Annotated in this window: 14 protein-coding genes and 1 pseudogene; 5 read left to right on the forward strand and 10 right to left on the reverse strand. The window is 67.0% G+C overall.

Annotated features, from left to right (window positions below):
• Window positions 1-300 precede the first annotated feature (300 nt).
• Window positions 301-729 (reverse strand): CBS domain-containing protein, encoded by a 429-nt coding sequence (locus tag ACIQTU_RS11820; protein ID WP_400547139.1) that lies wholly within the window; start codon window positions 727-729, stop codon window positions 301-303.
• Between the two features lie 66 nt (window positions 730-795).
• Window positions 796-1,464: a rhomboid family intramembrane serine protease gene (locus tag ACIQTU_RS11825; RefSeq protein ID WP_400547141.1), complete on the reverse strand. Its 669-nt coding sequence runs from the start codon at window positions 1,462-1,464 to the stop codon at window positions 796-798.
• 111 nt (window positions 1,465-1,575) lie between these two features.
• Here ACIQTU_RS11825 and hfaA point away from each other — a divergent pair, with 111 nt between their 5' ends.
• From hfaA to ACIQTU_RS11845, 4 genes are all read left to right on the forward strand, one after another.
• Window positions 1,576-2,013 (forward strand): holdfast anchoring protein HfaA, encoded by a 438-nt coding sequence (gene hfaA, locus ACIQTU_RS11830; protein ID WP_400547144.1) that lies wholly within the window; start codon window positions 1,576-1,578, stop codon window positions 2,011-2,013.
• Window positions 2,010-3,023, forward strand: a complete 1,014-nt coding sequence (gene hfaB / locus ACIQTU_RS11835; RefSeq protein ID WP_400547147.1) for a holdfast anchoring protein HfaB — start codon at window positions 2,010-2,012, stop codon at window positions 3,021-3,023. The genes hfaA and hfaB overlap by 4 nt, the downstream gene beginning before the upstream one ends.
• Window positions 2,953-4,188 carry a holdfast anchor protein HfaD gene (hfaD, locus tag ACIQTU_RS11840; protein ID WP_400547150.1) on the forward strand — a complete coding sequence of 412 codons (1,236 nt, stop codon included), beginning with the start codon at window positions 2,953-2,955 and terminating at the stop codon, window positions 4,186-4,188. The genes hfaB and hfaD overlap by 71 nt, the downstream gene beginning before the upstream one ends.
• Window positions 4,189-4,327: 139 nt before the next feature.
• A complete protein-coding gene (locus ACIQTU_RS11845) occupies window positions 4,328-7,183 on the forward strand; it encodes a M16 family metallopeptidase (protein WP_400547153.1) in 2,856 nt (951 codons plus the stop codon).
• A 132-nt stretch (window positions 7,184-7,315) separates the two neighbouring features.
• Here the strand turns inward: ACIQTU_RS11845 and ACIQTU_RS11850 are convergent, their stop codons facing one another.
• A complete protein-coding gene (locus tag ACIQTU_RS11850) occupies window positions 7,316-8,185 on the reverse strand; it encodes a hypothetical protein (protein ID WP_400547156.1) in 870 nt (289 codons plus the stop codon).
• 280 nt (window positions 8,186-8,465) lie between these two features.
• A pseudogene (locus ACIQTU_RS11855) lies at window positions 8,466-8,861 on the reverse strand (gamma carbonic anhydrase family protein); the annotation flags it as partial.
• Window positions 8,862-9,160: 299 nt separating this feature from the next.
• On the opposite strand from ACIQTU_RS11855, the gene ACIQTU_RS11860 reads away from it, so the two are divergent.
• Window positions 9,161-9,937: a PhoH family protein gene (locus ACIQTU_RS11860; RefSeq protein WP_400548953.1), complete on the forward strand. Its 777-nt coding sequence runs from the start codon at window positions 9,161-9,163 to the stop codon at window positions 9,935-9,937.
• Window positions 9,938-10,000: 63 nt separating this feature from the next.
• Here the strand turns inward: ACIQTU_RS11860 and ACIQTU_RS11865 are convergent, their stop codons facing one another.
• The 6 genes from ACIQTU_RS11865 to ACIQTU_RS11890 all read right to left on the reverse strand — a co-directional run bounded on the left by ACIQTU_RS11865 (window position 10,001) and on the right by ACIQTU_RS11890 (window position 16,481).
• Window positions 10,001-11,233, reverse strand: a complete 1,233-nt coding sequence (locus ACIQTU_RS11865) for a cation:proton antiporter (protein WP_400547159.1) — start codon at window positions 11,231-11,233, stop codon at window positions 10,001-10,003.
• A 1,061-nt stretch (window positions 11,234-12,294) separates the two neighbouring features.
• Complete coding sequence (gene dxs, locus ACIQTU_RS11870) at window positions 12,295-14,205, reverse strand: 1-deoxy-D-xylulose-5-phosphate synthase (protein ID WP_400547162.1); 1,911 nt, start codon at window positions 14,203-14,205, stop codon at window positions 12,295-12,297.
• A gap of 65 nt (window positions 14,206-14,270) precedes the next feature.
• Complete coding sequence (locus tag ACIQTU_RS11875; RefSeq protein WP_400548955.1) at window positions 14,271-15,176, reverse strand: polyprenyl synthetase family protein; 906 nt, start codon at window positions 15,174-15,176, stop codon at window positions 14,271-14,273.
• Between the two features lie 2 nt (window positions 15,177-15,178).
• Window positions 15,179-15,535 carry a tRNA-binding protein gene (locus ACIQTU_RS11880; protein ID WP_400547165.1) on the reverse strand — a complete coding sequence of 119 codons (357 nt, stop codon included), beginning with the start codon at window positions 15,533-15,535 and terminating at the stop codon, window positions 15,179-15,181.
• Window positions 15,535-15,792, reverse strand: coding sequence for an exodeoxyribonuclease VII small subunit (locus ACIQTU_RS11885; protein WP_400547168.1), 258 nt, complete (start codon window positions 15,790-15,792; stop codon window positions 15,535-15,537). The genes ACIQTU_RS11880 and ACIQTU_RS11885 overlap by 1 nt, the downstream gene beginning before the upstream one ends.
• A gap of 50 nt (window positions 15,793-15,842) precedes the next feature.
• Window positions 15,843-16,481, reverse strand: coding sequence for a histidine phosphatase family protein (locus ACIQTU_RS11890; RefSeq protein WP_400547171.1), 639 nt, complete (start codon window positions 16,479-16,481; stop codon window positions 15,843-15,845).
• Window position 16,482 lies beyond the last annotated feature (1 nt).

Raw genomic sequence — 16,482 nt, forward strand, 5'->3', positions numbered from 1 at the left:
CAAGCAGTTCTTTTTAAAGAACTTTTCGAACACTCCCGAAACCCGAAGGCCCCGGCGGAGGCGGCTATCTAAGGAAAGCCGATCTCCAAGTCAACAAGGCTTTTCAACCTTTTCTGCAAAGCTGAAAACCGAAGCCCTCAGTCTGCAGACCCCGCCCGGCCCGTTTCCGAACCCCGCGGCCCGCCCGTTTCCGAGCGAGCGGCGGATATACGGACCCAACCCCGACTCCACAAGCCATGAATGACACTTTCACGAACTATCTCAACGAACACGAATCGTTCAGCGTCTCGGCCGAGCAGGCTATCCGGCCGCTATATAGGTGCGCAGGCTCTCGGCTTCCCGAGTGGCCTCGGCGATTTGACATTTGACGACGTCTCCGATCGAGACGACCCCGGCCAGCCGGCGGTCGCTTAGCACCGGCAGATGGCGCACCCGGCGATCGGTCATGCGCCCCATCAACACCGCCACAGTCTCTTGGGGTTCGGCGAAGATCACATCCGCCGTCATGTAATCGGACGCCGGTCGCGACAGCGCCCCTGCCCCATCGCGAGAAATCGCCTGGACGATGTCCCGCTCGGACAGAACCCCGACCACGTCGTCGCCCCGGCAGACGATCAGGGCGCCGACCCGCTTGCGGTCCAGTTCGGCACAGGCTTCGCTCAGTGAGGAGTCGGGCGACAGGGTGAAGACCGCCTCTCCCTTGCCCTTGAGAATTTCAGCGACCAGCATGGCGGCTCCTTCCCGTTTCAAAATGGGAGACGACCGCGGACCGGCCGCTACGCCGGTGAGGATCGCTCAGACGCGCGCGCGACGCAAATCCGATCCCGACCCAAACCAACGGCCCAAGGGCCCGATCGCCAGAATGCCGAACAGGAAGCCGAAAGCGTGGGCCTCCCAGGCTATGCGTGCGCCCTCGGCGCCCGGCGCGAAACCCACCAGGCCGATCAGCAGATTGACCAGCATCCAGACCGCCGACGCCTTCAGCACGGCAGGATGGAACAGAGGCAACACTCGCCCATGACCGCCCAGAAGCCGGGTCGCCGCCCCGATCAGGCCGAACACGGCCCCCGAGGCGCCGACCAGGGGAGCCATGCTCCCGGGATGGCACAGGGCGTAGCCCAGGGCGGCGACCACGCCGCTGACGATATAGAGAGCGATGAAGGCCAGGGGCGCGAAGCCACGCGACAGCAGCCGCGCCACCGGCGCGCCAAAGGCCAGGGCGGCGACCGCGTTCATCGTCACATGAGCCCAGCCGCCATGCAGCAGCATGGAGGTGAACAGACCGCCCCACTGGCCGTGCGCCAGATCACCGGCCCTGAACGCCATCGAAAGCCCCTGATCCGGCAGCCGTTCCTGAAAGAAGAACAGCACCGGCATAGAGGCCGCAATCAGAACCGGCAGGAAGGGCGCGTTCAGGATCTTCTCGCGCGGCGCGCCGGTCGGTTCATTCACTGGATGCTGCATGACCCCTTAGATGGACAATCGAGACGTTAACCTCAACCCGTCCCGAAAACCGGCATTTCGATCTGGCACGACCGTTGCTGAGTGACCTTCAGAGACACTGCGGAGCCACTAATGCCGTCCCAAAGACTGACACTGCCGGTAGCAAGCCTGACGATCAGCCTGATCGTCGGTGCGGGCGCGGCTGCGGCCCAATCGTCGGGTTCGGCCGGTGCCGCCCAGTTCCAGGCCGGCTACGGCGGCTCGCGCTACACCACCGCCCAGAACGCCACGGGATCAACCCGCGACGAGAACGGCAACCGCCTCATCGTCAACGGCATCATCCAGGCCGGGGCCAGCAGCTATTCGAACAGCAGCGGCGGCGCTTCATCCGGCTATGCCGGCGCGGGCGGCAACGGCGGGACCGCCATCAGCGGCGCCACGGCCATCGGCAACAATCTCAACGTGGTGGTGCAGGGCAACCGCAACACCGTGATCGTCAACTCCAACCAGACCAACACCGGCGACATCAAGGCCGGCTCGGCGCTGAACGGATCGCTGGTCTTCCCATGAGCATGAACCCCTCCATCCGCATCCGCACGGGCGTCGCCATCGCCGCAGTCGCCGCCCTGCTGGCCGGTTGCGCCAGCACCAGCGCCGGTCCTTCGGGCCAGTACGCCAAGCCGATCGGCAACGCCCCGGTGACGTCGAACCCGACGCCCTATTCGACCGCGCTCTATTGCCTGGCCGACTATGCGCGTCGCTACAACCTGCCCTCGCCGCGCATGGCCGTGGGCCGAATCAGCGACTACACGGGCACGGTCTCGGCTGACGGCGGCCGCCAGATCACCCAAGGCGCCTCGCTGATGGCCAACACGGCCCTGGCCAAGGCCGGCGCGCGGATCGTCGAACGCTACGACACCTCGGTGTCCGAGTTGGAGTTGCGCTACGCCAACAACAAGCTGATCGGCGACGACCAGCCCAACGGCGCGCCCCAGGACGCCGCCTACCGCCGCATCCTGGCCGGTCAGGTGCCGGGCTCGGACTTCTACGTCGTCGGCGGCATCACCGAGGTGAACTACAACATCCGCTCGGGCGGCTTCGACATCGCCGGCGGCGAAGTCCAGCAGAACGGCGGCTCGGGTATGCTGACCGGCAAGGTCTTCGTGATGAATGTCGCGATCGACCTGCGCCTGGTCCAGACCACCACGCTCGAGGTCGTCGACGTCGTCTCCTATCAGAAGCAGATCGTCGGGCGTGAAATCTCCGCGGGCGTGTTCGACTTCCTGAACGGCAACGTCTTCGACATCTCAGCCGGAACCAGCGGCATGGAGCCGGTCCAACTGGCCGTGCGCGCCCTGGTGGAACGCGCCACCGTCGAATTCATGGCCAACCTGTACGGCGCCCCCGGCCCGGAAGTTTGCCTGAACCCTGCCAATGACCCCCTGGCCGACAGCCCTGTCGGCCCGACCGGCGGCTATTATCCCGCCTATGCCAATACGGACACGAACAATGGCCAAACTCGCGCAGATCCGGCTCGCTGGCACGATCGCCGTGACAGCGCTGTGCGCGGCAGCCGCTAATGCGGCTGTCGCCCAGGACGGCCCGATCGTCCTGAACAATCAGTTGCAACTGGGCGACGTCGTGGCCGGCCAGACGCTGAACGTCGTCGACGTCAGCGCCACCGGCTATGTCTTCACCTCCAACGCCGCCCTCGGCAACTCGGCGGTCGGCGGGACCGAAGGCGAGGCGATGAACGTCCGCTCGAACCAGATCGCGCGCGGCGACACCACCGCCACGACGGCCATGACCCTGCGCGGAACCACCAATGGTCCCGTGATCGGCATCATTCAGGCGCGCGGCAACAATCTTACGGCCACGACGAACGACGCCAGCACCTCCGTGACCGCCACCCAGGAGGTCAGCGGCGACACCTTTGCCCGCAGCAACATCACCAACGCCGACGCCCGGCTGGTGGGCGGGGCCTATGTCGCTGTCGGGGCCGTCGGCAACAATGTCGGCCTGAGCGGGACCAATGCCTCCACCACCGGCGTGATCGATCAAACGGCGTCGGGCGAAGTCCGCGCGCACAACATGGCGACCACCCAGTACATCCCAGCGGCCGCCCTCTTCACCGGCGAGGCCACGGCCAATGCAGTGCAGGTCGCCACCAACGGCGTGTCAAATCAGAACATGACGGTCCGCCAGCGCTCCAACGGCGCGATGGTCGAGGCCGCCGTGAACCCCAACGCCGGCAACGCCTGGGATCTGGCCGGGCGCGCCACCGCCACCGGCAACCTGGTCGGGCTCGGAAACGAAGGCGGCGGGGTGTCCGCGGCTGTCGATCAGGAAAACAGCGCCCGCATCCGCGGCGCGGCCCGTGTCTTCGCCTACGACTATGGCAAGGCCTATGTCTCTTCCCGGGCCGCCGCCAACGAGGTCTCGCTGGTGGGCGACGACTTCGCCGTCGGCATCGACAACGCCCAGCGCAACACCGGCCAGGTTGACAGCACCGCGACCTTCCAGGGAGCCAAGGGCTATGATGTCTATGTCGGCGCCGACGCCATCGGCAATGTCATCAACTGCGTTCAATGCCGGGGCGCCGCCAACAACGTCCAAACCAACAGCGGGAACATCAGCGCCAGCGCCAACACTGCGATCACCACCAGCAATCGCACGGTGATCAGCGGCTCCAACGCCGTGGGCAATGCGGCGACCTTCTACGTCTCGGGCAACGGCGGCCGCTGAGATTACCATTAGGTAACTTGAGATAGTCAAGCACGTTTGTCACCCTGACAAACGTGCGGACCTCTTCTGCACGCGAACAACGTGCAGGGCCGCAGTCAGTCCCGGGGGCCGCCTGATCGCACGCGCCGGAGACTACTGAATGCGATCCCCTCGCCGCCTGCTGCTTCTCGCCGCCTCCAGCCTCGCCCTACTGGGCGGAGCCGCCCTGCCCGCCGTGGCGCAGGACGCTCAACCTTCCAGCACCTGGGCCCAGGCCGCCAGCGACATTCCCGCCGACGCCAATGTCCGTTTCGGCGTCCTGCCGAACGGGATGCGCTACGCTATCATGAAGAACGCCACGCCGCCCGGGCAGGCCTCATTGCGGCTGCGGATCGCGGCCGGCTCGCTGATGGAGAACGACGACCAGCTGGGTCTGGCCCACTTCATGGAGCACATGGCCTTCAACGGCACGACCAACGTGCCCGAAAACGAGCTGCTGCGTATTCTGGAGCGCCTTGGCCTGGCCTTCGGCGCCGACACCAACGCCTTCACCAGCTTCGACCAGACCGCCTATACGCTGGAGCTGCCGCGCACCAACGACGAGACCGTCGACACCTCGCTGCGGATCATGCGCGAGCAGGTCTCCGAGGCCCTGATGAAGGCCGAAGACATCGACGCCGAGCGTGGAGTCATCGAGGGCGAGGAACGTCTGCGCAACACTCCGGCCCTCCGCTCGATCAAGGCCCAGCTCGCCTTGCTGGCTTCCGGCCAGCGCCTGTCGAACCGCCTGCCGATCGGCGACCTCAGCATCATCCGCTCGGCCCCGCGTGAACGCTTCGTCGAGTTCTACAACGCCTATTACCGGCCGGAACGCGCCACCATGATCGCGGTCGGCGACTTCGACGTCGACCAGATGGAAGCCAAGATCAAGGCCACCTTCTCGGACTGGGCCCCCAAGGCTGCCGACGGCCCGAATCCCGATCTGGGAACCGTCGCCCCGCGTTCGGCCGAGACCCGCATCCTGGTCGAGCCCGGCATCCAGTCCTCGATCCAGCTGAACTGGATTCGCAATCCCGATCTGGACCCGGACACCATCGCCGAGCGTCGCGAAGCCCTGGTCCAGAACCTGGGCCTGGCCGTCCTGAACCGCCGTCTGGGCGAGATCGCCCGTGCCGACAATCCGCCCTTCATCACCGCCAGCGCCAGCCAGGGCAGCCTGTTCGACACCGTCGACCTCGGCAGCGTCTCGGCCAACTTCAACCCTGGAGGACTGAAGCGCGCGCTGGAAACCATCGAGCAGGAACAGCGCCGCCTGGTCCAATTCGGCGTGACCCAGACCGAGCTGGACCGCGAGATCGCCAACACCCGCACGGCGCTGGAAAACGCCGTCCAGGCCGCCGCCACCCGCAGCACTCCCGCCTTGGCCAACGCCCTGCTGGGCGCTGCGAACGACGACAAGGTCTTCTCCTCGCCTGCCGAAAACCTCGTCCTGTTCGAAGCGGGCGTGAAGGACCTGAAGGCCGAGCAGGTGAACACCGCGGTCAAGACGGTGTTCGAGGGCTACGGTCCGCTGGCCCTCGTCATCACGCCTGAGGCGATCGAAGGCGGCGAGGCCGGCGTCACCGCCGCTCTGGAAGCCAGCCGCACCGTTCCGGTCACGGCCCGCGCCGAACAGGCCGAGTTGCAGTGGCCCTACGCGAACTTCGGCGCCGCCGCCGCGCCGAGCAGTCGCACCGAAATCGCCGCCGTCGGCGCTACGGTTGTCGCCTTCCCCAACGGCGTGCGCCTGATGGTCAAGCCAACCGACTTCAAGGACGAGCAGATCCTGATCTCGGTGCGCACGGGCATCGGTGAAGAAGGCCTGCCGACCGATCGCTTCACCTCGCAGATGCTGGCCCCGATGGTCTTCACCCAGGGCGGCCTCGGCAAGCTGACGGCCGATGAACTGAGCCGCGTCCTGACCGGCAAGATCTACAGCGCAGGGTTCGCCATCGACGGCGACGCCTATCAGCTGTCGGGCGCCACCCGCCCTGCCGATCTGCAACTGCAGATGCAGGTGCTGGCCGCCTATCTGACCGATCCGGGCCTGCGCGCGGCGCCGTTCGAGCAGATCAAGGCCTTCTTCCCCCAGATCCTGGCCCAGCAGCTTGCCACCCCCGGCGGCGCCTTCGGCATACAGGCGGCCGGCCTGCTGGCCAGCGGCGACAAGCGCGAAACGGTGCCGGCGGCTTCGGACATCGCCGCCTTCACGCTCGACGAGTTGAAGCAGGGCGTAACGCAAGGCATGGCGTCCGGGCCCATCGACATCGTCATGGTCGGCGACGTGTCGGTCGATGACGCCATCGCCGCCGTCGCCTCCACCTTCGCCGCCCTGCCGCAACGCGCGCCCGCCGCTCAGCCCCTCCCCGGTTCAGACCAGCGTCGCTTCCCGGCGCCAACGGCCCAGCCGGTGCGCCTGACCCACACGGGTCCGGCCGAACAGGCCCTGGCCTATGTCGCCTGGCCCACCACTGACGCGGTGGATGACCGTACCGAAGCCCGCAAGGTCGCCATCCTCGGCGAGGTCTTCAAGCTGCGGGTGCTGGAAGAAATCCGCGAGAAGCAGGCCCTGGCCTATTCACCGCGCGTCTCGTCCTCGGCGTCCGACGTATTCAAGGGCTACGGCTCCATCTCGGTCATGGCCGAAACGGCGGCCGACAAGATCCCGGCCTTCTACGCCGCCGTGGACGCCATCATCGCCTCCTTGCGTGATGCGCCCGTCACCGAGGACGAACTGAACCGCGCCCGCCTGCCGACGATCGAGTCCCTGCGTCGCAGCCAGGCCGGCAATGAATACTGGTTGGGCCAGTTGGCGGATGTCGCAGCCAAGCCAGCGAGCGTTGAACAGATCCAGACGCATATCAGCGACCTGGAATCCTTCACTCCCGCCGACATTCAGGCCGCTGCTCGCCAGTACCTGAAGCCCGACACGGCGTGGAAGGCCGAGGTCGTCTCGGACAAGGCGCCGGCCCAGTAGCCGAACATCACGGCAGACGAAAAAGGGGCCCCGATCCAGCAGATCGGGGCCCCAAGTCTTTTGGCCTAATCGACGGAGAGTCGATCACCGCAATCTAGTTCAGCCCGCCTGACGCCAGGCTGAACGCCCTATTCAGAAGACGCGTCCGCCGACGCCGCCGTCCAGCATGATGACCGCGCCCGAAGCCACGGCCCCGGCGCTCTCGACCATCTCCTCACGGTATTCGGTATAGGATTCCTCGCGGATCATGGTCAGCACCTTCACGCCCGCGCCATAGCGGCGCAGCAGCGAACGCTCGTTGCAGTCGCGCTCCTGCTTCTCGGGCCGGCATTCCAGCTGACCGCCGCGGCCGTACCATAGGGCCTCACGCTTGTTGCAGTTGATGGTTTCGCCCGGACCGCCAGCTTCGTCGGCGATAGTCCACTGCAGCTTGGTGCCGGCGATGCAGCGATACAGCTCGCCCTCATAGTCCGTCGCCACGTCCTTGCCGGGACGGACTTGCGAGGCCGGGTGCGGCACGGCGCGGTCGTCGATGCAGACGGCCTGGATGACCACCCGCTTCTCCATCCGGCGCGAGGCCGTATAGGGGACGCGGACCATCTCCATGCTCTTGCCCTCGACCGACAGGCCCTGGATCGTCGTGGGATAGGGCTGATCGACGTTGAAATAGGCGCCGCCGCCCCCGCCGACGATGACGGTCCCGCCGGCTCGCGAGCCGCCAAAGGCGCGAGCGCCGGCCACGTTGACGTTCACGTTGACGTTGACGTTTCCGCCGCCGCCCCAGCCATGAATGCCGTCACGCGGTGTGACTGGGGTGACCGGCGGGATGACGGGCGGCGTCACCGGCGGTGGAGGCAGTACGCAGCACGGCGTGACCGGAGGCGGCGGTGTCGGCGGCGGCTGACAGCCCGTATTGCAGCCCGCGGCGGCCGCATCTGCGAGCGCCATCACGCCGACAAAGCCGGCCGTGCCCGCCAGAATTTTCTTGATCCCCACCCGCATGGGCCCGGACTCCTGCATTGATCTGAAAGCCTCGCTGCAAGTCACGGGCCGGTTCGGGGACCTGAAAAAGCGCTGAAAACTTACATTTTCAGGACGGCTGACGGGAAAGGTCGCTGCACGCTGTGCCATCCTGGCGCATCACCGGTCAGCCGAGCAGCTTCAGATCCGCCAGATAGCGTTTCCAGTTCTGCACATAGTGCTGGGCCGAGATCCTAAGGGCCTCGATCTGCCCCTCCTCCAGTTCCCGCACCACCTTGCCCGGCTGGCCCATGACCAGGGAGTTGTCGGGAATGACCTTGCCCTCGGTGATCAGGGCGTTGGCGCCGATCAGGCAGTTCTTCCCGATCTTCGCCCCGTTCAGGACCACGGCCCCGATGCCGACCAGGCTGTTGTCGCCGATGGTGCAGCCATGCAGCATGGCCTTGTGCCCCACCGTCACGCCCTCGCCGATCGTCAGGGGCGAACCGACGTCCGTATGCAGGATGCTGCCGTCCTGAATATTGCTGTCGCGGCCGATCACGATGGGATCATTGTCGCCTCGCAAAACCGTGTTGAACCAGATGCTGGCGCCGGGATGCAGAATCACATTCCCTAGAACCGTTGCATTCGGCGCGATCCAGTATTCGCCCCCCGGCGGAAGCTGCGGCTTGCTGTCGCCTAGACTATAAACACTCATCCGAACACGCCCTATGTTTCAGAAAATGATGGCTTTAAGCCCTCATAAACTACGTTAGCATCATTCTGTTGATGCGATTCGAGGTCGCCATTTCGGCCCCGGATCCGAAGCCGGATCAAGCCCGGTCCGGTCAGATACTGGAGAATGCGCATGGCGTGTTCGCGACCGGTTCCGGGACGACGCCTCTGCTGCGGCGACGACCCTGCAGCCGATCCGGGCGGCCGCTGCATGGCTCCGGCCTTCTCCTCCCCCACCGACGACCAAGGCGTGTCCCTGCCGGGCGCGCCTTTTTTCATGCCCTGGAGGCGTTCATGACGAAGCGTTCGGCCATCAAGCATCAGGTCCGCGAAGGCGTGCTGGATTCGCGGGAGTTCCTGCAGGACGCCAAGGTGCGGCGATTGCCGCCCCGCAACGGCTGGTCGCCCTACTCCTCCAACGACGAACGCGACCAGGCCTACCTCAAGACGCTGAAGCCCAAGTCGGACGGTCAGGCCGAACTGATGGCCGCCGTGGACCACGCCAATCTGGTTCTGGCCCTGGGCCCGGCCGGCACCGGCAAGACCTATCTGGCCGTGGCCAAGGCGGTCGAGGCGCTGGAGGCTGGAAAGGTCGGCCGCATCGTCCTGAGCCGACCCGCCGTGGAGGCCGGGGAGTCCATCGGTTTCCTGCCCGGCGACATGGAGGACAAGCTGGCCCCCTATCTGCGCCCCCTGTACGATGCCCTGTCGGACCGGCTCAGCATGAAGCGGGTCAAGGCCCTGATGGCCGAGGGGCTGATCGAGATCGCCCCCATCGGCTACATGCGCGGCCGCACGCTGAACAACGCCTTCATCGTCGTGGATGAGGCGCAGAACTGCACCTATGTCCAGTTGAAGATGCTGCTGACCCGGCTGGGCTGGCACTCGACCATGGTGGTGACAGGCGACCCGCAGCAGTCGGACCTGCTGCCCGGCGTGTCGGGCCTGTCGGACATCGCCGAGCGGCTGGAGGCCGTGCCCGAGATCGCCGTGGTCCGTCTGGCTGAACGCGATATCGTGCGCCATCCTCTGGTCGCGAGCATGATCGGCGTCCTGTAAGCCCCCCTGTCAGGACGCGGATGCGGAAGAGGCCCGAAGAGCGATCTTCGGGCCTCTTTTTCGCTACATGACGTCGGCCAGGGCGGCCTTGGGCTCTTCCTTCTTCGGCGGCGTGACCACCCGCCCGCCCATCCGGTCGATCAGGGCGAAGACGAAGGGATTGAGCGAGATCGACAGCAGGGCCGCCGCCAGGATCAGGTCGTGGGTCTCGCGGCTCATGGCGCCCAGAGACACCGAGATCGCGGCCAGGATGAAGGAGAACTCGCCGATCTGGGCCAGGGCGGCGGCGACGGTCAGGCTGGTCGCCCGATCCAGCTTGAAGGCCGTGGTGATGGCCAGGGCCGCCAGCGACTTGCCGACGATGACGATGCCCAGCACGCCCAGGACGGCCAGGGGCTCGCGAACCAGGATGGTTGGATCGAACAGCATGCCGACCGAGACGAAGAACAGAACGGCGAAGGCGTCGCGCAGGGGCAGCGACCGCTCGGCCGCATTGTGCCCCAGCGGCGAGCTGTTCAGCACCAGCCCGGCCAGGAAGGCGCCCAGGGCGAAGGAGTGGAACAGGTAGTAGGCGACCCAGGCGATGCCCAGGGCGATGGCCAGCACGCCCAGGGTGAAGAGTTCGCGCGACTTGGTGTGGGCGATACGCACCAGCACCCAGGGCAGGACCTTGGCCCCGATCACCAGCATGACGCTGACGAAGCCGGCGACCTTGACCAGGGTCCAGCCGATGGACTTGGCCAGCTCGACGCCGCTCAACGTCTCGCCCGGCGCGATGATCAACAGGGGCATCATGACCAGGGCCACGACGATCACCAGATCCTCGACGATCAGCCAGCCCATGGCGATGCGGCCGGCGTTGCTCTTGAGCTGCTTGCGCTCTTCCAGAGCCCGCAGCAGCACCACGGTCGAGGCGACCGACAGTGAGAAGCCCAGCAGCAGGGCCTCGACGTCGCCGAGCCCCAGCAGGAAACGGCCCAGGATCCAGCCGAGCACGGTGGCGGCGCCGATCTGAACCAGAGCGCCGGGGATGGCGACCTTGCGCACCTTCATCAGGTCCGCCGCCGAGAAGTGCAGCCCGACCCCGAACATCAGCAGGATGACGCCGATCTCGGCCAACTGGGGCGCCAGTTCCGTGTCGGCGACGAAGCCGCCCGTGTAGGGGCCGACGACGACACCCGCCACCAGATAACCGACCAGAGGCGACAGCTTCAGCCGATTGGCCAACATGCCGAACACGAAGGCGAGGACAAAGCCTCCGACCAGGGTGATAATCAGGCTGTCGGCATGCGGCATCGGCGCTCCTGCGTCGGTGAAGGGTTTCCTTGGGGCTGGAAGCCTTAATCTGGGGGCGCGAGGCCGCCACGGCAAGGCTTTCATCTCCATTTTACCGGGATGAAACCGATTGGAAACAGTCAAAGTTGCGTGCGCGACGACGGGTCGCGGCGAAGGAAAGGCGTTGCTCTCTCCCGCGCCTTCATGGGGAGGGTGGCTGACGCGAAGCGGCAGACGGGTGGGAGCGCTTCGACAACTTGGCTCATCGCTCGTGTCGCCATGCCCGCCCCAGCCGGTCGCTGACGCGCCCCCCTCCCCACGAAGGAGAGGGAGAACAGCGGCGCCCGCCCCGCGAAATCGCGGGCGGTGAGAGGGCTGGGCGGGACGCCGGGCCTTCGCCCGGAGAGGATGGAGTTTGCCGTTTCGACGAAGACGCAGCGCCCCGCGCGAAGAGTTGTTCATAAGCTCGGGGCAGGCGCCGGTCTTATCGGCTACCCCCGGCGCCGATGACGGGCAGGCCGCACCGGCGTGCTGTCCTGGAACGGTCCGCGTAACCCCCGCGACCCTGACCGGGACCTCTCTTGCGGACAGGTCGAACGCCCCGTCGCTAGGCCCCATCGATGTCTTGACTGAAGTGGGGTCTACCGCCTTCGGGCTACTTGAGACCCCGAGATTAGCCCGCGTTCGCGCGCTGCCCCCTTCACTCCTGAACCCTCCGCCCGATCCGTCGCCGCCTTCCGCTGGGTGCTCCCTTGCCCGGCGCGCGCGATGGAGGGCGAACAGTCCGACAAGACCCCCGCTCTCTCCGCTCCCGCCGCCGCTTCGGTTCGCCGGCCGAGCGAGCCCTCCCTTGCGACGGGACGGGGGAAGGATGGGGCAGGTTGCGGGTGGGGCGATGGAGCGATGGCCACCGGCGATCCCGCTGATTTTCAGGGATTGGCGGGGCGGGTTGTGAAGGCCGGCCCCAAACCTCGCTCATCCCGGCCTTTGTCGGGATGAGCGGGTTTTAGGAGGGGAGCGGCCCCCTCATCCGGCCCTGACGGGCCACCTTCTCCCGCAAGGGGAGAAGGATTTTTAAAGCGTTAGGCCCGGACGGCGCGGCTGGCGTCGACGCCGAGGGCGGTCAGCGCCGTCGCCGCGATGTGGTCGGCGTCGAGGCCGGCCTGGGCGTACATGACCTCGGGCTTGTCCTGGTCCTGGAAAACGTCGGGCAGGGTCAGCGTGCGGATCTTCAGCCCTCCGTCCAGCGCGCCCTTCTCGGCCAGCAGTTGCAGGACGAAGGCGCCGAAGCCGCCCATGGCGCCCTCTTCCACCGTGATCAGGCATTCATGCTCGCGCGCCAGGCGCAGGATCAGGTCGGCGTCCAGCGGCTTGGCGAAGCGGGCGTCGGCGACCGTGGCCGAGACGCCGCGCGCGGCCAGCAGGTCGGCGGCTTTCAGCGATTCCTGCAGGCGGGTGCCCAGCGACAGGATGGCGACGGACGTGCCTTCGCGGACGATACGGCCCTTGCCGATCTCCAGCGGGGCGGCCAGTTCGGGAATTTCCACGCCGACGCCGTCGCCGCGCGGATAGCGGAAGGCGCTGGGGCGATCGTCGATGGCCAGGGAGGTGGAGATCATGGCGGCCAGCTCCGCCTCGTCGGCGGCGGCCATCAGCACCATGCCGGGCAGCGCCCCCATGAAGCCGATGTCGAAGCTGCCTGCGTGGGTCGCGCCGTCGGCGCCGACCAGACCGGCGCGGTCCATGGCGAAGCGCACCGGCAAGGACTGGATGGCCACGTCGTGGACGACCTGGTCATAGCCGCGCTGAAGGAAGGTCGAATAGATGGCGCAGACTGGCTTCATCCCGTCCGCGGCCAGACCGGCGGCGAAGGTGACGGCGTGCTGCTCGGCGATGCCGACGTCGAAGGTGCGATCGGGGAAGGCCTGACCGAACAGGTCCAGCCCGGTGCCCGTCGGCATGGCGGCTGTGATAGCCACGATGCTGGGGTCGTTGTGAGCGTGCTTGATCAGCTCGGTGCCGAAGACCTTGGTGTAGCTGGGGGCGTTGGAGACGGCCTTGGCCTGCTTGCCCGAGACGACGTCGAACTTGACCACGCCGTGATACTTGTCGGCGCTGTTCTCGGCCGGGGCGTAGCCCTTGCCCTTTTGCGTGACGACATGGACCAGCACCGGACGGTCGGTGATGGCGGCGGCGTTCTTCAGAATCGGGACCAGGTTCTCCATGTCGTGACCGTCGATCGGCCCGATGTAGTAGAAGCCCAGCTCCTCGAAGAAGGTACCGCCGACGATCATGCCGCGAGCATATTCCTCGGCCTTGCGCGCCGCGTCGCGGAAGGGGCGCGGCATATGGTCGACGAACTTCTTTCCGACCTTGCGGATGTTCTGATAGGCGCCGCCCGAGACCTGCTTGGCGAGATAGGCGCTCATGCCGCCGACGGGCGGGGCGATCGACATATCGTTGTCGTTCAGCACCACCATCAACTGGCCGTTGGTGGCCTCGGCGGCGTTGTTCATCGCCTCATAGGCCATGCCCGCCGACATGGAGCCGTCGCCGATGACGGCCACGACGCGGTTCTTCTCGCCCTTGGCGTCGCGGGCGGCGGCGAAGCCCAGCGCGGCCGAGATCGAGGTCGAGGCGTGGGCCGCGCCGAAGGGATCGTATTCGCTCTCGGCGCGCTTGGTGAAGCCCGACAGGCCGCCGCCCTGGCGCAGGGTGCGGATGCGGTCGCGGCGCCCGGTCAGGATCTTGTGCGGATAGCACTGATGGCCGACGTCCCAGATCAGGATGTCCTTGGGCGTCTCGAACACATGGTGCAGGGCCACAGTCAGCTCCACCACGCCCAGCGCCGAGCCCAGATGGCCGCCGGTGACGGAGACGGCGTCGATGGTCTCGGTCCGCACGTCGTCGGCCAACTGCTTCAGCCGCGCGATGTCGAACCCGCGCATGTCGGCGGGAACGGTGACAGTGTCGAGAACGGGGGTGTCGGGCATGGAGATCGGGGGCCTTTGACGCAGGACGTCATTCAGTAACCCGCGGGAGGCGGGCGCGTTTCCTATCAGGACCTGCGCTTGAGCACAAAGTCCACGCTGGCCTTGAGGATTTCTCCTTCGTGGCCGAACGGATCGAGGTGAGACCGGGCCTGATCAGCCAGGTGCGCGACCCTCTGTCGCGCCGCCTCGACGCCCAGCAGGGTGACGAAATTGGTCTTGCCGAGGGCGGCGTCCTTGCCGCCGGCGGCCTTGCCCATCTCCTCGGCCGAACCTTCGGCGTCCAGAACATCGTCGATGATCTGATAGGCCAGGCCGACGTCGTGGGCGAAGCTGGTCAGGGCGTGCCAGGCCGCGTCGTCGGCGCGAGAGATGATCAGCGGAATCTCGAAGGCGTAGGCGAACAGGGCGCCGGTCTTCAGGCGCTGCATGCGGGCGACGCCGCCGAGGTCGTCGCGGACGCCCAGCAGGTCGATCATCTGACCGCCGGCCATGCCGCGCGCGCCGGAGGCGAAGGACAGGCGCCGGGCCAGCTCGCAGCGCACGGCCGCGTCGTCGTGGGTGTCCTCGTCCAGGATGATGTCGAAGGCGGCGGTCTGCAGCGCGTCGCCGGCCAGGATGGCGGTGGCCTCGTCATAGGCGATGTGCAGGGTCGGACGTCCGCGGCGCACGTCGTCGTCGTCCATCGCCGGCAGGTCGTCATGCACCAGCGAATAGGCGTGGACGCATTCCAGAGCGCAGGCGGCGCGCAGTACGGCGCGCTCGTCGACCTCCAGCATCCGGCCCGCCTCGATGGCGAAGAAGGGGCGCAGGCGCTTGCCGGGGCCCAACGCGGCATAGCGCATGGCTTCGGTCAGGCGCGACTCGGGGCCGTCGGCGCGCGGCAGCAGCTCGTCGAGCGCGACGGTGACCAGATCGGCGATCTCGGCCACCCGGTCGATGACGGCCTGTTCCGGGGAATTGGCGGCGAGCATGGTCAAAACAGTCTCCCGCCCAGCGGCAGGTCGCGATCGACGCCGACCAGGACGACCTCGCCGTTTGCATCGGGGAAGCCGAGTGTCAGGACCTCGGACTTCACCGGCCCGATCTGGCGCGGCGGGAAGTTGACCACCGCGGCGACCTTGCGGTCCTGCAGGTCGTCCAGGGTGTAGTGATGGGTGATCTGGGCCGAGGACTTCTTGACGCCGATGGCGGGGCCGAAGTCGATGGTCAGCCTGTAGGCGGGCTTGCGCGCTTCGGGGAAGGGCTCGGCCTTGATGATCTGGCCGACGCGAACGTCGACCTTCACGAAGTCGTCGAAGCCGATCAACGGCGCGAGGTCGGTGTCCGACATCAGCCGAACTCGGCGGGTTCGACGCCCCTGGCCTGACCATCGGCGCCGACGACGATCTTCTCGACGCGCAGCTGGGCGGCTTTCAGGCGGGCCTCGCAGTGAGCCTTCAGGCGCGCGCCCTCTTCGTACAGGGCGATGGATTCTTCCAGCGGGGCCTGGCCCGACTCCAGTCGCGAGACGATGCCCTCCAGACGCGACAGGGCGTCCTCGAAGCTGAGATCGGCGGAAACGGCGGGGGAAGCGGGGGCGTCGGTCATGATGCGGGCAACCTAGAGACGCCCGCGCGGCGCATCAACGACGAAAGGCGTCAGCGCTTCTCGTAGCGACGTTGTGACCAGTATTTGAAGCCCTGGTTGTGGGCCAGACGCCAGCCGTGGGCCTTCAGGCGCTGGCCGACCATATGGTTGAAGTAGCCGTGGGCCAGGACCAGAACGTCCTGACCTTCGCCGGCGCGGGCGATCAGGATGCGGGCGGCCTGATCGGCGCGGACCTCGGCCTCGGCGCGGGTTTCCTGGCCCTCGTGGTGGTTGAAGACATGCCACCAGAAGCGCGAGATCACGCCCCAGTAGCGCGGCGACAGCTTGATCCACGACGGGAAGTGCGGCGGCGGCAGGGGCGCTTCGATGAACAGGGCGTCGACAAGGACCTCGCGGTCGCGGGCCACGGCGCGGGCCGTTTCCTGGGCGCGCAGACGCGACGAGGCGTAGATGGCGCCCGCGCCCTCGGCGGCGGCCAGCAGGGTCTGGGGCGGGGTCTGGCCGGCGCGCAGGCCGCCGACCTCGTAGCGGCCCCACCAGTCACGATATTCATCCGAGGTGATCAGACATTTGCGCGACAGGGCCGGCTCGCCATGGCGGGCGAGAATGATCGCGCCGACAGCCGGCGTCGCCTGGACGGCGCGGGGCGCCTCTGAAGGCGTCGATGCGGCGGATTCGGTGTGAGTCATG

Source organism: Brevundimonas sp. NPDC090276 (genome assembly GCF_044772165.1).
GTDB lineage: Bacteria > Pseudomonadota > Alphaproteobacteria > Caulobacterales > Caulobacteraceae > Brevundimonas.

Excerpts from the sequence above, each read along its gene's own strand:
- ACIQTU_RS11865 (WP_400547159.1), bottom strand. The coding sequence starts at position 11,233 with ATGCCGCATGCCGACAGCCTGATTATCACCCTGGTCGGAGGCTTTGTC.
- ACIQTU_RS11885 (WP_400547168.1), bottom strand. The coding sequence starts at position 15,792 with ATGACCGACGCCCCCGCTTCCCCCGCCGTTTCCGCCGATCTCAGCTTC.
- ACIQTU_RS11850 (WP_400547156.1), bottom strand. The coding sequence starts at position 8,185 with ATGCGGGTGGGGATCAAGAAAATTCTGGCGGGCACGGCCGGCTTTGTC.
- ACIQTU_RS11845 (WP_400547153.1), top strand. The coding sequence starts at position 4,328 with ATGCGATCCCCTCGCCGCCTGCTGCTTCTCGCCGCCTCCAGCCTCGCC.
- ACIQTU_RS11890 (WP_400547171.1), bottom strand. The coding sequence starts at position 16,481 with ATGACTCACACCGAATCCGCCGCATCGACGCCTTCAGAGGCGCCCCGC.
- hfaD (WP_400547150.1), top strand. The coding sequence starts at position 2,953 with ATGGCCAAACTCGCGCAGATCCGGCTCGCTGGCACGATCGCCGTGACA.
- ACIQTU_RS11825 (WP_400547141.1), bottom strand. The coding sequence starts at position 1,464 with ATGCAGCATCCAGTGAATGAACCGACCGGCGCGCCGCGCGAGAAGATC.
- ACIQTU_RS11875 (WP_400548955.1), bottom strand. The coding sequence starts at position 15,176 with ATGCTCGCCGCCAATTCCCCGGAACAGGCCGTCATCGACCGGGTGGCC.
- ACIQTU_RS11880 (WP_400547165.1), bottom strand. The coding sequence starts at position 15,535 with ATGTCGGACACCGACCTCGCGCCGTTGATCGGCTTCGACGACTTCGTG.
- hfaA (WP_400547144.1), top strand. The coding sequence starts at position 1,576 with ATGCCGTCCCAAAGACTGACACTGCCGGTAGCAAGCCTGACGATCAGC.
- dxs (WP_400547162.1), bottom strand. The coding sequence starts at position 14,205 with ATGCCCGACACCCCCGTTCTCGACACTGTCACCGTTCCCGCCGACATG.
- hfaB (WP_400547147.1), top strand. The coding sequence starts at position 2,010 with ATGAGCATGAACCCCTCCATCCGCATCCGCACGGGCGTCGCCATCGCC.
- ACIQTU_RS11820 (WP_400547139.1), bottom strand. The coding sequence starts at position 729 with ATGCTGGTCGCTGAAATTCTCAAGGGCAAGGGAGAGGCGGTCTTCACC.